Origin of the sequence: Sporolactobacillus sp. KGMB 08714 (genome assembly GCF_036598985.1) — a bacterium.
GTDB lineage: Bacteria > Bacillota > Bacilli > Bacillales > Sporolactobacillaceae > Sporolactobacillus.
In genome coordinates, this window is sequence record NZ_JAUUBW010000023.1 from 56,349 (window position 1) to 72,452 (window position 16,104).

At 51.0% G+C, this 16,104-nt stretch carries 11 protein-coding genes; 9 read left to right on the plus strand and 2 right to left on the minus strand.

Translation table 11 applies throughout. The annotated features are described in order from the left end of the window. The first annotated feature begins 193 nt into the window (after positions 1–193). The 7 genes from Q6A92_RS11080 to ptsP all read left to right on the plus strand — a co-directional run bounded on the left by Q6A92_RS11080 (position 194) and on the right by ptsP (position 10,220). Positions 194–1,234, plus strand: coding sequence for a LysM peptidoglycan-binding domain-containing protein (locus tag Q6A92_RS11080; protein WP_332238200.1), 1,041 nt, complete (start codon positions 194–196; stop codon positions 1,232–1,234). Positions 1,235–2,874: 1,640 nt separating this feature from the next. After that, a complete protein-coding gene (gene qoxA / locus Q6A92_RS11085; RefSeq protein WP_274398996.1) occupies positions 2,875–3,819 on the plus strand; it encodes a cytochrome aa3 quinol oxidase subunit II in 945 nt (314 codons plus the stop codon). Beyond that, complete coding sequence (qoxB, locus tag Q6A92_RS11090) at positions 3,819–5,783, plus strand: cytochrome aa3 quinol oxidase subunit I (protein WP_274398994.1); 1,965 nt, start codon at positions 3,819–3,821, stop codon at positions 5,781–5,783. Before qoxA ends, qoxB begins: the two co-directional genes overlap by 1 nt. Then, positions 5,783–6,406 carry a cytochrome aa3 quinol oxidase subunit III gene (gene qoxC / locus Q6A92_RS11095; protein WP_274398992.1) on the plus strand — a complete coding sequence of 208 codons (624 nt, stop codon included), beginning with the start codon at positions 5,783–5,785 and terminating at the stop codon, positions 6,404–6,406. Before qoxB ends, qoxC begins: the two co-directional genes overlap by 1 nt. A gap of 1 nt (position 6,407) precedes the next feature. Further along, the gene (gene qoxD / locus Q6A92_RS11100) at positions 6,408–6,728 is read left to right on the plus strand and encodes a cytochrome aa3 quinol oxidase subunit IV (protein ID WP_332238203.1); all 321 of its coding nucleotides are present in this window, start codon (positions 6,408–6,410) and stop codon (positions 6,726–6,728) included. Positions 6,729–7,157: 429 nt separating this feature from the next. Beyond that, positions 7,158–8,069: a 1-phosphofructokinase gene (pfkB, locus tag Q6A92_RS11105; protein WP_332238205.1), complete on the plus strand. Its 912-nt coding sequence runs from the start codon at positions 7,158–7,160 to the stop codon at positions 8,067–8,069. Positions 8,070–8,501: 432 nt separating this feature from the next. Beyond that, positions 8,502–10,220: a phosphoenolpyruvate--protein phosphotransferase gene (gene ptsP, locus Q6A92_RS11110; RefSeq protein ID WP_332238206.1), complete on the plus strand. Its 1,719-nt coding sequence runs from the start codon at positions 8,502–8,504 to the stop codon at positions 10,218–10,220. Between the two features lie 189 nt (positions 10,221–10,409). On the opposite strand, the gene Q6A92_RS11115 is transcribed toward ptsP, so the two are convergent. Then, a complete protein-coding gene (locus tag Q6A92_RS11115) occupies positions 10,410–12,428 on the minus strand; it encodes a penicillin-binding transpeptidase domain-containing protein (RefSeq protein ID WP_332238207.1) in 2,019 nt (672 codons plus the stop codon). Between the two features lie 291 nt (positions 12,429–12,719). On the opposite strand from Q6A92_RS11115, the gene Q6A92_RS11120 reads away from it, so the two are divergent. Next, positions 12,720–14,312: a bifunctional metallophosphatase/5'-nucleotidase gene (locus Q6A92_RS11120; protein WP_332238208.1), complete on the plus strand. Its 1,593-nt coding sequence runs from the start codon at positions 12,720–12,722 to the stop codon at positions 14,310–14,312. A gap of 82 nt (positions 14,313–14,394) precedes the next feature. After that, complete coding sequence (locus tag Q6A92_RS11125) at positions 14,395–15,102, plus strand: uracil-DNA glycosylase (RefSeq protein ID WP_274398984.1); 708 nt, start codon at positions 14,395–14,397, stop codon at positions 15,100–15,102. Positions 15,103–15,350: 248 nt separating this feature from the next. Here the strand turns inward: Q6A92_RS11125 and Q6A92_RS11130 are convergent, their stop codons facing one another. Then, a complete protein-coding gene (locus Q6A92_RS11130) occupies positions 15,351–16,103 on the minus strand; it encodes an ABC-2 transporter permease (protein ID WP_274398983.1) in 753 nt (250 codons plus the stop codon). Between the last annotated feature and the right edge of the window lies 1 nt (position 16,104).

The window sequence follows — 16,104 nt, forward strand, 5'->3', positions numbered from 1 at the left end:
AACAGTTCAATAATTAGCGGGTATTTCCGCGTATGGAGGGATCTCCTGAAAGCGAAAAATTCTGCCAATCTATGACTCTAATAAAGTGTTATTATAGAAATAAGCTGGGTATTTTGTCCATAGTCTCCGGTATGGGGCCGATTGTCACCGGGACTTGCGATACGGACTAAGAAAACGATTGGAGGCCGGTTTTATGAATAAATATGTTTTGCCTGCTGCGATCGTCGGGGGGATTGTTTTTACGGCAACCGGGCAGTCCGTTTTTGCGGCGACCGGGCAGGACATTGTCAACAAGGCGTCACAATTTCAGGGAAGGCCTTATGTTTACGGTGCACCTGCTTTTTCAACTTCGTCGTTTGACTGTTCTTCTTTTACACAGCTGATTTATAAACTGGCGGCCGGTGTTACGCTGCCGAGGGTAGCCGCGGATCAGGCAACAAAGGGGATCGCGGTGAGCAAGTACAGCCTGCAGGCGGGCGATCTTCTCTTTTTTGATACAGCGGGAGACGGCAGTATCCAGCACGTCGGCATCTATACCGGCAAAGGCCAGATGATCAGTGCGCAGACATCATACGGGGTACATATTACCAATGTTTTCAGCGGAGGAGGATCGGAAGGCTACTGGGCGCCGAAGTTTGTCACGGCACGCCGCATTATCGGCACCGCGGCAGCCCGGCCGGCAGCGGCAGCCACGCAAAGCGAGAGCGTCTCGTCGCAGTCGTCGTCTTCCTTCTATACGGTGAAAAGCGGCGACAGCCTGTGGGCGATCGGACAAAGCCACGGCCTTTCTGTTTCGACGCTGAAATCGCTGAACGGCCTCAGCTCGGATCTGATCCATCCGGGTCAGACGCTGAAGCTTTCTTCGTCGGCATCTGCAGCTGCTTCGTCGTCTTCGTCGTCCGGGCAAACGAGCTCGTCGTCTTCCGTCTATACGGTAAAGAGCGGCGACAGCCTATGGGCGATCGGACAAAGCCACGGTCTTTCCGCTTCGGCATTGAAATCGCTGAACGGCCTCAGCTCGAATCTGATCTATCCGGGTCAGCAGTTGAAAGTCACGTCTTCTTCGACTGCGTCATCTTCGTCGGCCTCATCCGGCGGAGGCTACCAGGTCAAAGCCGGCGACAACCTCTGGGAAATTGCGACACTTCACGGTGTTACGGTGAACCGGCTGATGCGGGCCAACAATCTGTCATTGACCCTCATATTTCCGGGTCAGCACCTGATTATCCCGTGACAAAGTTGATTCTATTCTTTCAGGGAGCGGATAAATATCCGCTCCCTTTCTTGTGCGCCCGGCATGGACGACAGCCAGGCGGTGAAGGCACCGTCGATTTTTCCAAAAAACGATCGCTTTGCACGGGCGCCAGTCTATCCTTTTGAATATCCATGCGGCGGCTTATTCCGCTGAAAAAGAGGGTTATCCTGCACGGACAGGCGTTATCCGGCAGAAACACCCGAATGTTCTCTTCGACCTGCCGCGAAGTTCTGTGAATCATGGCAGGAGTCGCCGGGCTATCAACAATAAACGGACCGGAATCAATAAGTGCGAATAATCGGAACATCAAGATTGTACCTGATTGATTGAATCAACTGTGGCAAGGAGTTCAGTCGTTAAACTCTTGCCGGGGCGATACTCCGCCGGAATCGGGTGAATCGAGCCCATTTTAGGGCGAAAGCTCACTGTTCCAGGGCGATTCATTCTTTTTTCGGGGCGATAAACTCTTGCCGAGGGCGATACTTTGCCGGAATCGGGTGAATCGCGATCATTTTGGGGCGATAGCTTGCTGTTTCAGGTCGATTAACAAATTTTTCGGGACAAGAATTCTCGGACCGATACTGGCCGGCGGCTCGGCTGCATGGATCGGATTTTAGTGCATGATCGACCGTTAGCAGCTGTTTATCGGTCGTCCCAGGGAGTTTATCGGTCGTTACACCCGGCTTTTCGGTCGTCAACGATGCTTAATCGGTCTTCAGCAGGTACACCCGATTGATCAGCCGTGACAGAAGTTTATCGACTGTCACAGGAGCTTTATTGCGTGAAAACGCTATCTGTCTTTCGCGAGATGGTCTCAGAAAAAGCCGATCATCAATTGACGACAGGCACAGCAGGACAATGAGCTGGGTACCCGTAGTTAAAAAAACACGGGTACCCTCTAATTATTTCGAAAAGCGATCACTTTGCACGGGCGCCAGTCTATTCTTTTGAATGTTCATGCGGAGAGCGGTTTATTCCGCTGAAAAAGAGGGCTATCCTGCACGGACAGGCGTTACCCGGCGGAAACACCCGATCGTTCTCTTCGGCCTGCCGCGAAGTTCTGTGAATCGTGACTAAAATCGCCGGGAAACGCCGGCGAATCAGTAAAGCGCAATTTACCGCCGATTCTTTGAGCTTTACTGGTGATACTCAGCTATCTACTGACGATTTCCGGCACGGTTTATATGAATAGACAGAGGACGAAAGAAAAGTCCTGACTATTTTCCGGAATTCAAACCTCTGTCCGGGCATTCCAAAAAAGTCAATCATGGCCCGCGTTAATTTATTGGCCTTCAGAAGGGCGGACGGTGCATTCCCAAACCACGTCTGCCAGGTGAGAAAATTCATTAAAAAAATAAATGATGTAAACGCTTTCTAATTTTGGCCTTTTCCATTATAATGAAAACTGTTTGGGAAAGTATGAACATAGTGTGACACGCGAGTGACGAATGTGTTATCTTTTGTCGAAAAAAGTCTATTTGTAATTTTAGTCACAGCAATCAGGCCCCTACTGAGATAAAATACCGCCTTTATGCTATAATGTGAATGCTTATCGGAATTTACCTCAAAGAGGGGCCCAAAATTCGGCAGAAACAGGAGGGGGGAAAAGAGAGACAATGATGAAAAACTTCAAGATGAAAGGATTGGCTGTTCTTGCGCCGTTATTGGTCCTGCTGACCGGATGCTCAGATAAAATTACTGTTCTTAATCCTCAGGGACCCGTGGCCCGGGAGCAATATCATCTGATCGTCTGGTCGCTGATCATGATGAGTCTGGTTTTAGCAATTGTTCTCATTATCTATATTTATGTACTTGTCCGGTTTGGGCGTAAAAACAATAAGGGTTTTGATCCGAATGATACGGGAAACAGAAAACTGGAAATCATCTGGCTGATTGTGCCTGTCGTGATTTGTATTTTGCTTGCTGTTCCGACCGTGCGGACGCTTTATGCGCTCAACGATCCGCCGAAAGCGACGGCTAAGGCTCCGGCCGTTCTTAACAGCAAAACGATGACAATCGATGTGACGTCCGCTGACTGGAAATGGCTGTTCCGCTATCCGGGCCAGAATATCGAAACCGTGAATTATGTCGTGATTCCAGCCGGGATTCCGGTGAATTTCCGTCTCCATGCTTATGACGCCATGAATGCTTTCTGGGTTCCGGAACTCGGCGGACAACAATACACAATGACGGACATGTCAATGCATGTCTGGCTGCAGGCGGATAAGCCGGGAACGTACGCCGGGCGGAGCTCAAACTATTCAGGCCAGGGTTTTGCACATATGACGTTTAACGTCCTTGCCAAGTCGTCGTCTGATTTTGACAGCTGGGTCAGCGACGTCAAGAAAAATCAGCCTGCGCTGACGATGAGCAAGTACAAGCAATTGCTGAAACCGGACAGTGTGAAACCGATGACCTTCTCATCTTACCCAAAAGAAATCGAAAAGAACCTGAACAAGGCACAAATGGAAGGTACAGAATCGGGAACATCCATGGATCATTCAGATTCCATGCCGGGTATGAACATGTCGGGTAATAGCGGGAAAGGGGGGAACAACCCGTAATGCAAAATATCACAAATTTTCTCAGCCACTTCTTTGTTACCGGCGATCCGATGATTTACGGAGCAGACGTCTCCATTGCTCTTGTCTCGATCGGAATCATTTTTGTCCTGACCTATTTGAAAAAGTGGAAATGGCTCTGGGACGAATGGCTGACGACCGTGGATCATAAACGGATCGGCATTATGTATATTATTGCCGCATTGCTGATGCTGTTCCGCGGCGGCATCGATGCGCTGATGATGCGCACGCAGCTGGCGCTGCCCAATATGCATTTTCTTAGTGCGGAACATTATGACCAGGTCTTTACCACACACGGCACGATCATGATTATCTTCGTCGCCATGCCGTTTCTTTTCGGACTGATGAATATTGCCATCCCGCTTCAGATCGGTGCGCGCGACGTTGCGTATCCTTTCCTGAACGCGTTGAGCTTCTGGCTGTTCTTTTTCGGTGCGATGCTTTTCAACCTGTCCTTTGTCATCGGCGGTTCGCCGGACGCCGGCTGGTCGAGCTACGCGCCGTTTGCCGGGGCGGAACTGAATCCGGGAGTCGGGCAGAACTATTATCTGATCGGTGTCCAGATCTCCGGTATCGGGTCGCTCGCGACCGGAATCAATTTTCTGGTGACCATTCTGAAAATGCGCGCACCGGGCATGAAATTATTTAAAATGCCGATGTTCTCGTGGTCGGTTCTGATCACATCGGTGATCATCATCTTCGCATTCCCGGCTTTTACCGTTGCTCTTGCACTGATGACGATCGACCGTCTTTTCGGCGCCCATTTCTTTACGATAGCTGCCGGCGGTTCGCCGATGCTCTGGGCCAACCTGTTCTGGTTCTGGGGGCATCCGGAGGTCTATATCGTGCTGCTTCCGGTGTTCGGCATTTACTCTGAAGTGATTGCGACGTTCGCCCATAAGACACTGTTCGGATACGTCGTCATGGTCTGGTCGATGGTCGCCATTTCTTTTTTGAGCTTTCTCACGTGGCTGCACCACTTCTTTACGATGGGCAATACGGCGCCGGTCAATGCTTTCTTTTCGATATCGACAATGCTGATTGCGATACCGACCGGTGTAAAGATTTTCAACTGGCTGTTTACCCTGAATAAGGGACGAATAGAGTTTACAACGCCGATGCTCTGGGCCCTTGCATTTATTCCGAACTTTACGGTCGGCGGGATTACCGGTGTCATGCTGGCAATGGCGCCTGCCGACTATCAGTACCACAACAGCTATTTTCTGGTCGCCCACTTCCACAGTACGCTGATTGCGGCCACCGTCTTCGGAATTTTCTGCGGCCTCCATTACTGGTGGCCGAAGATATTCGGCTATCTGCTCAATGAAAAGCTGGGTAAATGGTCGTTCTGGATATTTATGATTTCGTTCAATATCTGCTTTATGCCGATGTACTTCCTTGGGCTGATGGGCATGACGCGGCGTATGTACACTTATCCGGCCGGACTCGGCTGGGGGCCGATCAACTTCATCATCACAATCGGTGCGTTCGGCATGGGCCTCGGCTTTATCATCATGGCACTGAATATCGTCTGGAGCGCCATTCATGGAAAAAGAGACACGACAGGCGATCCGTGGAACGGCCGTACGCTCGAATGGTCGACCGCTTCTCCCGCTCCTGAATACAATTTTGCCCATATTCCGACCGTATCGACGCGCGATGCTTTTGAAACCATAAAGGAGGAAAAGAGAAAGGGCGGGAAGCAACCGCAGCGGCCGTTTAAACCGATCCATTTGCCGAATAACACAGGCATTCCGTTCATCATGTCGGCCTTTATGTTTGTGGCCGGATTCGGATTCGTGTTCAAATGGTACTGGATGGGCATCCCGGGACTCGTCGCCGTCGCCATCTGTATGATTGTTCGTTCCTTTGTTTACAATGATTACCATTACATTTCGGTTGACGAAATTGAACGCACTGAGCGCGCTGCGGGGAGGTTATCATAATGGCTGAATCCATCCTGGACGCAAAAGACAAAAAGAACATGCCTCTGGAGTACTCGACAGAAGAGGGAGATCTTCGCATCGTCGGATTCTGGATTTTCCTTGCCGCCGAACTGGTTCTTTTCGGTACATTGTTTGCCAGTTATCTGGTGATGCAGAGCCATACCGCGGGAGGGCCGACGGCAAGGGATCTGTTTAAAATCAATCCGGTCATGGCCGAAACGATCATCCTTCTGGTCAGCAGTTTTACATGCGGCCTCGGTACGCTTGAATTGCGCCGCCATCATGTAAAAGGACTGATCGGCTGGCTGGTTGTGACGGTGATTCTCGGACTCGCCTTTATTGGCCTCGAAGCAAATGAGTTTTATTCGTATGCCGTACACGAAGGCGCACCGATCACGAGAAGCGCCTTTCTGTCGGGGTTTTTCGTCCTGCTCGGTACGCACGGCGTCCATGTGTCGCTGGGGATTGTCTGGGTGACTTCGATCATCATCCAGCTTGCGCAGCGCGGCATCACAGCCGTTACCGCAAGAAAAGCATTTATGGTCGGCCTTTACTGGCATTTTCTTGACGTCGTCTGGATCTTCATCTTCACAGCAGTTTATTTGACAGGGCTGGTGATTTAAAATGCATGAAAATGAAAATCAGGCAATCAAACAGGAACAGACAGGTTTTCCCTGGAAACAGGTTATCGGACTGATCCTCTCGCTGGCACTGACCTTTCTCGCTTTGTGGGTGGCAGTCGGCCTTTCTCTGCCGGTTCATGTCACGCTGACGATTATTGTCGCACTGGCGATTTTCCAGGCGCTGATTCAATTGTTCATGTTTATGCATGTAACTGAAGGCACCGAACCGGTGCACCAGATTCTCGGTCTCCTGTTCGGCATCTTTGTAGCTTTTGCCATGGTTGCCGGCTCGATCTGGATTCTTGCCTATGTTATTAAATAGAACACAAAAAAAAAATTAAAAACGAAAAGCGGACGGGATCATCCTTACGGGGAATCCCGTCTTTTTTTTAATGGATTGATTTCTCCATTGCCCCGTTTAAACGACTGGCATTTTTTGATTGCTTTGTGATCTAATTTGATTGATATTGACTGATTATCCCTTTATAATAAATATCTTGGGAGGGTCAAAAATTGATTTCCGGTTCCTGCGCGGGACGGCTGCAGCAACCGAAGTGAATCACACGGATGGAACGTATGGTCCGCAAAAGCGATGAAAGGTTGAAACCGGCAATAAAGAGGGAAAATGATCAGGCAAACTGTATCCTTCCGCCTGTATGTTTTTATCGCTTTGCTCCCCCAATAAATGAATCATGAAACCAAGTCCGGCGGGGTACGGAAATAATAACAGATGAACAGGGGCTGATCACTGGTGATCTATACATGCACACTGAATCCGGCAGTCGACTATTTCCTGCAGATCGACCATTTCAGGGCCGGAGAACTGAATCATGTCGAAACGGATCGAAAAATGCCCGGCGGGAAAGGGATTAATGTATCGCGGGTGCTGAATCATCTGGGACAGACGTCAAAATGCCTCGGTTTCATCGGCGGCTTCACCGGCAATTTTATCAAGGAGCAGCTCGCCGGAGAGGGTATCGAAACGGATTTCGTCCCCGTGAACGGGGATACGCGAATCAATGTGAAGCTGAAAAGCGACACGGAAACAGAGATCAACGGCGTCGCTCCGCAGATTACGGACAGCCAGCTGGACGCGCTTTTTGCGAAAATCGCCGGATTGACGGCGGAAGACATTCTGGTGCTGTCGGGCAGTGTGCCCGGCACCCTTCCGATAACAATTTACAAGGACATGATTGAAAAAGTCGCTGCCGGCCGGGCAAAAGTCGTGGTCGATACGAGCGGCGAGGCTTTCGAAGAGGTCGTCACGGCTAAACCGTTTCTGATTAAGCCCAATCATCATGAGCTCGGCGAGTACTTCGGCGTGATGATTAAATCTGCCGACGATGTGAAAAAATATGGGAAGAAACTTGTCGATCAAGGAATCGAGCATGTCATCGTATCCATGGGCGGAAAGGGAGCCGTCTACATAGATAAAGACGAATATCTTTTCGCTCCTCCTGCCAAGGGCGTGCTCAGAAACTCTGTCGGCGCCGGGGATTCTCTGGTCGGCGGTTTCCTCTCCGAATACGCTGTCAGCGGCAGCTTCCGGAAAGCTTTTCAGAAAGGCGCGGCTGCCGGAAGTGCGACGGCTTTCTCGGTTGATTTGTGCAGCAGGGAAAAAGTAGAAGAACTCCTGCCTCAGATAAAAGTCAGCAATATTTAAAATAAAAGGCTATGGAGGAACGGAACAGGGCAGAAATCCCTGTTCTGCTTTACGCGGAACCGGCCCCTATCAGCCCCTAATTGTGACAAATCTTATACAAGAAATTGCACTCGCTTTCAATATAAATGACGACTTGCTATAATAACTAGTGTCATGCTTTCCGGTGTAAAAAATAGCCGTAAATGGCTTGCAAGTAATGAAAAAAATTTACAAAGGCCTGTGAAATCGTCATTTACGGAAGCTGCACACCGGCAGACAGAAGCGATCCGGTACGCTTCACAGCCCGCGGGACAAAGGCCGGAAATCAAGGCAGCCGTGCCTGTCATCGATAATCTGGCCGGCAGCGGGATCGCAAGGTTGCGACGGATCTGACGAGAAGCGGTTTCATAATCGCTGAATTCTTAAAATTTGAAGGGCTGGGTGAGTCTGATCATGACTGAAAAGATTAAGGGTATTGCCGCATCTGCCGGCATTGCCATTGCTAAGACGTTTATTCTGAAAAATCCGGATCTGACTTTTGAGAGGAAAACGGTCGACGACAAAGCGGCTGAAAAAAAGAGGCTCGATGCCGCGCTCGAAATCTCAAAAAAGGAACTGACAGAGATAAAGGGAACTGCTGAAAAAGAGTTGGGCAAAGATAAAGCCGATGTCTTTGCCGCCCATCTGATGTTTCTCAGCGATCCGGAGTTTGTCGGCGCAATCGCCAATAAGATCAATGATGAAAGCCTCAGCGCCGAAGCCGCGCTTGAGGATGTATCGACATTTTTTATTCAGACTTTTGAAAGTATGAAGGACAATGAGTACATGAGAGAAAGAGCGGCAGATGTACGCGATGTGTCCAAAAGGATCCTGGCCCATCTGCTCGGCGTTTCTTTCACGTCTCCGGCAAGCATCACGGAAGAAGCCGTCATTATAGCTGAAGATCTGACCCCTTCGGATACGGCTCAGCTCAACCGTAAATACGTCAAAGGATTTGCAACGAACGTCGGCGGCCGCACATCTCACTCGGCGATTATGTCCCGTTCGATGGAAATTCCGGCCGTTGTCGGCACAAAAACGGTGCTTGAAAAGGCAGAGGAGGACCAGCTTGTCATCGTCGACGGCCTGAACGGCGAGGTCATTCTCGATCCGAGCGAGGAAGAAATTAGAGAATATCGCGCGAAGCAGGCCGCCTTTAAAGAACAGCAGGAAGAATGGAAAAAGCTGGTCAATGAACCGACGAAAACGAAAGATGACGTTCGCGTCCTGCTCGGCGCCAACATAGGCAATCCGGGCGACGTAACCGGAGTTGCCAACAACGGCGGCGAAGCGATCGGACTGTACCGGACGGAATTCCTTTATATGGGCCGTGACAGCCTGCCGTCGGAAGATGAGCAGTTCGAAGCATATAAAGAAGTTCTCGAAAAAATGGAAGGAAAACCGGTAGTGATCCGGACACTTGATATCGGCGGCGATAAGAAGCTGAAGTATCTGCCGCTTCCACAGGAAATGAATCCGTTCCTGGGCTTCCGCGCGATCCGGCTCTGCCTGGAGCGTCAGGATATATTCCGTACCCAGCTTCGCGCCTTGCTGAGAGCAAGCGTATTCGGCAAACTGCAGATTATGTTCCCGATGATCGCGACCGTCAATGAACTCCGTGAAGCGAAGAAGATTCTGTTTGAAGAGAAGGACAAGCTTGTTGCTGCAGGGACCCGGGTTTCCGACGACATTGAGGTCGGGATGATGATGGAGATCCCGGCATCCGCTGTGCTGGCGGATCGCTTTGCCAAAGAAGCCGACTTCTTCAGCATCGGCACAAACGATCTGATTCAGTATACGATGGCAGCCGATCGGATGAACGAGCATGTTTCCTATTTGTACCAGCCTCTGAACCCGGCGATTCTCCGCCTCGTCAGCCGTGTGATTGATGCGGCACACAAAGAGGGACACTGGGCAGGCATGTGCGGCGAAATGGCCGGCGATGCGACAGCCATTCCTGTTCTGCTCGCCCTCGGCCTTGATGAGTTCAGCATGAGTGCGACATCGATTCTTCCGGCAAGAACTCAGCTGCTGAAGTTGTCCAAGGAAGAAGTGGCCAAGCATAAAGAAGCGATCCTGAATCTGGATACGGCGGCAGACGTACTCGATTATGTCAAAGCGAGAATGAGCTGATCCTCATTTTGTTATATTAAAAGACAGGCCCGGAATCATAATGTGATTCCGGGCCTGTCTTTTTGCGGCCTATGGATGGGGAGAGCGATACCGGAGTGCTATCGGCTGGTTCAGGCAGTGGGACTCCCAGCTGCTGAAAACAGCAGGCCCCGGGTAAGAAAGCCTCTCTCTAAATCGGCTGCGCGATTATTATTTCAGCAAATCCGTGAAAATATTTTTGACTTTCGGTGTAACCGCGTGACTGCCGCCCTGATTCTGAGTGTTCTCGACGACCATCGTGACAAGCAGCCGCGGATTGTCCGTATTGTAGGCGACAAACCATCCGTTTTCCCGCCCGGCCTGATTCTGCTTCATCTTGAACTCGGGTGTTCCGGTTTTCCCGGCAAGGGTGAGGCCGTTAATCTGAGCGTCATGGGCGGTGCCGGCCGGGTTGCTGACGACCTGAATCAGATCCTGGTTGAGAAGCCGGGCCGTTGCCGGCGACATCACGTTCTTTTTCCACATTTCCGCAGGCGCGTCAGTCTTGATCAGGCGCGGTTTGATGATACTTCCGTCATTGACGAACGCGGAGTAGATGAGCGACAGATGCAGGGGATTGACGCTGACCTCGCCCTGACCGTATCCGGAATTGGCAAGCAGCAGCGAATCATTCAGATTTCCGCTGCTGGAAAGTGTTGACGGCTGCATCGGATAAGGCACGGGCAGCGTCTCGCCGAATCCGAATTTTTTGGCATCGGCCGCAAAGGTCTGACCGCCGATCTTCAGAGCGGTTTGAGCGAAATAGATATTGTCCGACAGGTACAGCGCCTGCTCGAGATTGACACTTGGCGAGCTGTCGAGGCGGGTGACATAGAAATCTCCCCATGACTTGCTGTCCTGCCATTTAAGGCCGTTGATTGCAACCGATTGTGCCGGATTAATGGCTTTGCGGTCAAGCGCAATGGCAGCCGTGACCGGCTTGAAGACCGAACCGGGAGCGGAGGCGGAAGCAAAACGGTTTTCCAGCGGCTTCATCGGATCGTTGCTCAGCTTCGCATAATCTGCGGCGGAGATGCCGAGAGCGAAACTGTTGGGATCATAAGACGGTGTGCTGACCAGCCCGAGAATATCGCCTGTTTTCGGATTGATCGCTACGGCTGAACCGGCGCTGTTTTTCATTTCCTGATAGAGCGCATCCTGCACATTCCGATCGATGGTCAGCTGAATGTTCCGGCCGTTTTTCGGCGCCGTTTTGGCAATGATGCCGGTCTGCTTGCCGGATTTATTAAGCCGGGCAATCGTGGCACCGTCGTGCTGACGAAGCTGATTTTCAAAAAGCTGTTCCAGCCCGGTGATTCCGATCACGGATGTGTCGCTGTATCCTGCATTTGGATTCTTTTTAAGCAGTTCGGCCGTTATCTGGCTGACATAGCCGGTCAGATGTCCGCTCGCCGGGCCGTCCGGATAAATCCGGCTTTCAACGTTTGTCCGGACGACGCCGGGCAGCGAGGTGGCCTGCCTGATCAGGCTGACGTTTCCGGCGCCGATGGTTTTAATCGGAACAAAGCTGTCGGCCTGAACCCATGAAGCGGCCATCGCGTCGTTGATCTGCTGAACGGACACGCCGAGAATTTGGGCGAGCCTGCTGATTGTCCGGGCCTTCCCGCTCCCTGTCCCTAATTGACCGGGAACGACGCCGATGCTCGCTGCGCTTCCGTCTATAGCGAGCGGTTGTCCGTTGCGGTCGAGAATTTCACCGCGCTTGCTCGGCACGGTCTCGACATTGACGGTGTCCCCTGTCTTTAATCCGGGCAGAATCAGCGAAGGCTGCCAGTCCACGTACCAATTTTGCCGGTTGTTGCGTGTTTCCTGCGTCATCTGAACGGATTGCGAAAAACTGACCGGGCCGGCGAGGGTTGCGAGGGCCGCTTTAAAAGATACGGCATTCTTTTTTTCCTGATCCGTTTTCTGAACGGCTGCCGTCATTTTTCCGGCTGAAATGCCATTATAGATTTTCTGATAACGTGCGACAAAAGCCGACTTGCTGATCGTTTTTTGAGAACTTTTTGAAAGAAACCCGTACATTGCTGTAAAATTTTTACTCTGCCATGCCTTAACATACGCCTGAAATCTGCTTTCCGCCGTCGGCTGCCTGCTTCCGCATCCCGCAAGCATAAGCAGCGCGGAGACCAACAGAACGGCAAGTGCTGAATAATGTCGAAACCGCATGAAGACACCTCCGTTTCGTATCTGAAAAAGATGGACGATCTTGTTAAAAAATGAATCATCTGCGTGCATCGGATCATAATGGGACTATTTGATTACAGACACCTTTTTCTATTATAGCCGATCGGCAACGGACCGGCGTGACGATTCGCTTCATCGTATCCGGGCGTAAGAAACATTTTTCGCTGCCCGCCCGGATAAAGATTAAAAGAAAATTTTTACAGGCAATGACGGTTTTATTGCCGACAGACGCGGGACGTCATGGTAGTATGAAAAGAGGACGGAGGACTGCAGATGGAAACCATGAAACTGGTGATTTTGGAAACGAGCGATGTTCACGGGAACATCTATCCGATCAGCTACGCCAACAATGAACGAAGGGATCTCGGCATGGGCAGGATTGCCACTCTTGTACGCCGGGAGAGAAAAGCCTGCCCGAATGTCCTCCTCATTGACGACGGTGATATGATTCAGGGAACTCCGCTCCTTTATTATTATGCCCGCTTTGATGACCGGCGGCCGAACCCGATGATCGTGCTGGCCAACCGGCTCGGCTACGACTGCGCTGTATTCGGCAATCATGAATTCGATTTCGGCATCGGCCTGCTTGCCGAAACTGTGCGAAATTCGGCATTTCCGTGGCTCGCAGCCAACATACTGGATCGCAAAACCGGCAAGCCCTTTTTTGGAAGGCCGTATATTATAAAAACATTTGCAAACGGCCTGCGGGCTGCTGTACTGGGACTGACAACAAAATACATACCGAATTGGGAAAATGCGGAAAATATTCCGGATATGCAGTTTGCGGATCCGGTTGAGGCGGCAAAAAAGTGGGTGCCGGTCCTGAAAGAACGGAAGCGGGCAGATATTATTATCGTGTCCTATCACGGCGGTTTTGAGCGGAATCTGGAGACGAGCGAAACTGAGGGAAAGCCCACCGGGGAAAATCAGGGATACCGGCTGTGCATGGAGGTGCCGGATATTGACGTCCTGCTGACCGGACACCAGCACCGTCTGATCGGCGGCCGGCAAATTAAGGGTGTAACCGTGGTTCAACCGGGTTCGAACGGCTCTTTTCTTGGAAGAGTGACGCTTGATCTGGTCAGAAAAGGCGGACGCTGGAGCATCACCGGCAAAGTGTCGGATCTTCTTTCTGTCCGCGCCGTACCCGAGGATAGAGAGCTGCTCAAGCTGACGGACGGCTATGAAAAAGATACCCAGGCCTGGCTGGACAGACCGCTTGGCAGGATTGAGGGGGATATGACGGTCGGCGATCCGATGGACGTCCGCATGCACGATCATCCGCTGATCGAATTTATCAATGACCTGCAGATGAAGGTTTCGGGAGCGGATATTTCGTCAACGGCGCTGTTTAACAATGAGTCGCCGGGGCTTCCGCACGACGTGTCGATGCGCGATATCGTTGCTAATTACATCTATCCGAACACACTGAGAGTGATCCGGATCAGCGGGCGCGATATGCTCGATGCGCTGGAACGGTCGGCTTCCTATTTCAAACAGTATGACGGAGAGCCGCATAAAGACGGGGAGAGCTTTACGGCGCCGAAACTTCAGCACTATAATTATGATATGTGGGAAGGCATCGACTATGTCATTGATATTTCGAAACCTGTGGGGAGGCGCATTACGAAGCTGGAATATCACGGCGAGCCTGTTCAGATGGGCCGGAACTATGATGTGGTCATGAACAATTACCGTTCAGGCGGAGGCGGCGACTATCTGATGTTCCGCAATAAACCGGTTGTCAAGGATATCCCGGTTGACGTGTCTGAAATCATAGCGAACGAAATACTTGAAAAAAAGGTGATCCGGGCTAAAGTCAACAATAACTGGAAGCTGATTCCTTCCCGGCAGGATGGGGCATGATCGGGCAGATAAAGGTCTTGATTTGTTAATTAAAAAATCCGGCCGCAATCACGACCGGGCATTTGGGAGAGGTGTGCTGCTGTTGAAGAAACATATATTGACCAATGACTGGGAGCCGATTCTCGAACCTGAATTCCAGAAAGACTACTATTTGAAACTGAGAACATTCCTGAAGCAGGAATATACAACGAAAACCATCTATCCGGACATGTACGATCTGTTCAACGCGCTGAAATACACACCGTATGAAAAGGTGAAAGTGGTGATCCTCGGACAGGATCCCTACCATGAACCGGGACAGGCACACGGACTCAGCTTCTCCGTTAAACCGGGTGTGCCGCAGCCGCCGTCGCTGCAGAATATTTTCAAAGAGCTGCATGACGATCTCGGCTGCCCGATTCCGCATCACGGCTGCCTGATCGAGTGGGCGCGCCAGGGCGTGCTGCTGCTCAACACGGTGCTTTCCGTCCGCCGCGGAGCCGCCAACTCTCACAAGGGTATGGGCTGGGAACAGTTTACCGACGCAGTGATCCGCGATCTGAATAAACGTGAAAAGCCGATCGTATTCATTCTCTGGGGACGCAACGCCCAGGCGAAAGCGGATCTGATCACAGAAGACCGTCATTTTATTATCAAGTCTTCCCATCCGAGCCCGTTTTCCGCACGCTATGGGTTCTTCGGAAGCCGGCCTTTTTCACGGGCCAACCACTATCTCGAATCAGCCGGAGAGGAACCGATCGACTGGCAGATTTCTATGGAAGAACCGAGTATCCCGTTGGAAACCAAATAAAAAGTCCGTCGGAACGAATCTTCCGGCGGATTTCTTATATATTAACTGAATTATTCTCTCGGCTCATGATCAGCCGCAGTCTGTGTCTTCACCCGGCGGAGGATGGAAAACTTTCCGCTTTTCCGGGCCCGAGTCAATTGTTCCGAGTAGTGGCCTGAACCTGAAATGGCCAAAAAACAAGATCGTTTTTCCGGAGCTAAGGGAGCCCGCATAGGATAATAAAAATCAGTGTGTCTCCGTCTTCTTTTTTACAGATCCAGTTTTTTCTCAAGCAGCCATCCGGCAAGCATGATGAGCAGCCCGCTTAGTACCCAGCCGATGAGGACGGCGGGGATCGGGAGTGACGGTATCTGAAGAGACTGGCCGGATGCCTGTATCCATTCCGATGGGTCGCCTATACTCCAGCCCATGCCCCAGCCTATGCTCAGGACGATCCAGAACAGCGGGACAGCCGGACGCCACTTCGTCCTGATCAATGTACCGTAAAGGAGACCGAAGGCGATAGCCAGAGGAAAAAAGCATATATCGAGAAGGAAAAAATAAAGGCCCGATTCGGCAAAAACTCCAAAATCTTGCAAAGACAGACTTGCACTGATCAGCGTTGCGTAGCCTCCGAACAAAAAAATCAGAACATAGGCGGCGAGAGCAATCAGAAGACTCCTCATTAAACCGGCGATAAACTTTGCCAGAATCAGTGTCTGCCGGGAATAGGGCAGGGTCAGCCACCATCCGACCGTTTCTCCTTTCCATTCCCGTACGATTCTGGAGATAGAGAGTCCGAACATGGCCCAGGGAAGGCCCAAAAATACAAACCAAATATAGTTCAGCTGTATCGTGTGAAATAAAGAAAAATAAGTCGTCAGAATCAGAATAACAGCCAGGAAAAACAGACCGTAGGCAAGCTGCCACTGTTTGCTCATCCATTGGCGCCTTCTGCGGTGTCTGCGCCGGAATTCATGTCTGACCAGCGGAACGAGAACGGATTTAAGATTCGGTTCCATC

Bases quoted from the DNA above. Each gene is read 5' to 3' on its own strand.
- Q6A92_RS11080 (WP_332238200.1), top strand. From the start codon at position 194: ATGAATAAATATGTTTTGCCTGCTGCGATCGTCGGGGGGATTGTTTTT.
- qoxA (WP_274398996.1), top strand. From the start codon at position 2,875: ATGAAAAACTTCAAGATGAAAGGATTGGCTGTTCTTGCGCCGTTATTG.
- qoxB (WP_274398994.1), top strand. From the start codon at position 3,819: ATGCAAAATATCACAAATTTTCTCAGCCACTTCTTTGTTACCGGCGAT.
- qoxC (WP_274398992.1), top strand. From the start codon at position 5,783: ATGGCTGAATCCATCCTGGACGCAAAAGACAAAAAGAACATGCCTCTG.
- qoxD (WP_332238203.1), top strand. From the start codon at position 6,408: ATGCATGAAAATGAAAATCAGGCAATCAAACAGGAACAGACAGGTTTT.
- ptsP (WP_332238206.1), top strand. From the start codon at position 8,502: ATGACTGAAAAGATTAAGGGTATTGCCGCATCTGCCGGCATTGCCATT.
- Q6A92_RS11115 (WP_332238207.1), bottom strand. From the start codon at position 12,428: ATGCGGTTTCGACATTATTCAGCACTTGCCGTTCTGTTGGTCTCCGCG.
- Q6A92_RS11120 (WP_332238208.1), top strand. From the start codon at position 12,720: ATGGAAACCATGAAACTGGTGATTTTGGAAACGAGCGATGTTCACGGG.
- Q6A92_RS11130 (WP_274398983.1), bottom strand. From the start codon at position 16,103: ATGGAACCGAATCTTAAATCCGTTCTCGTTCCGCTGGTCAGACATGAA.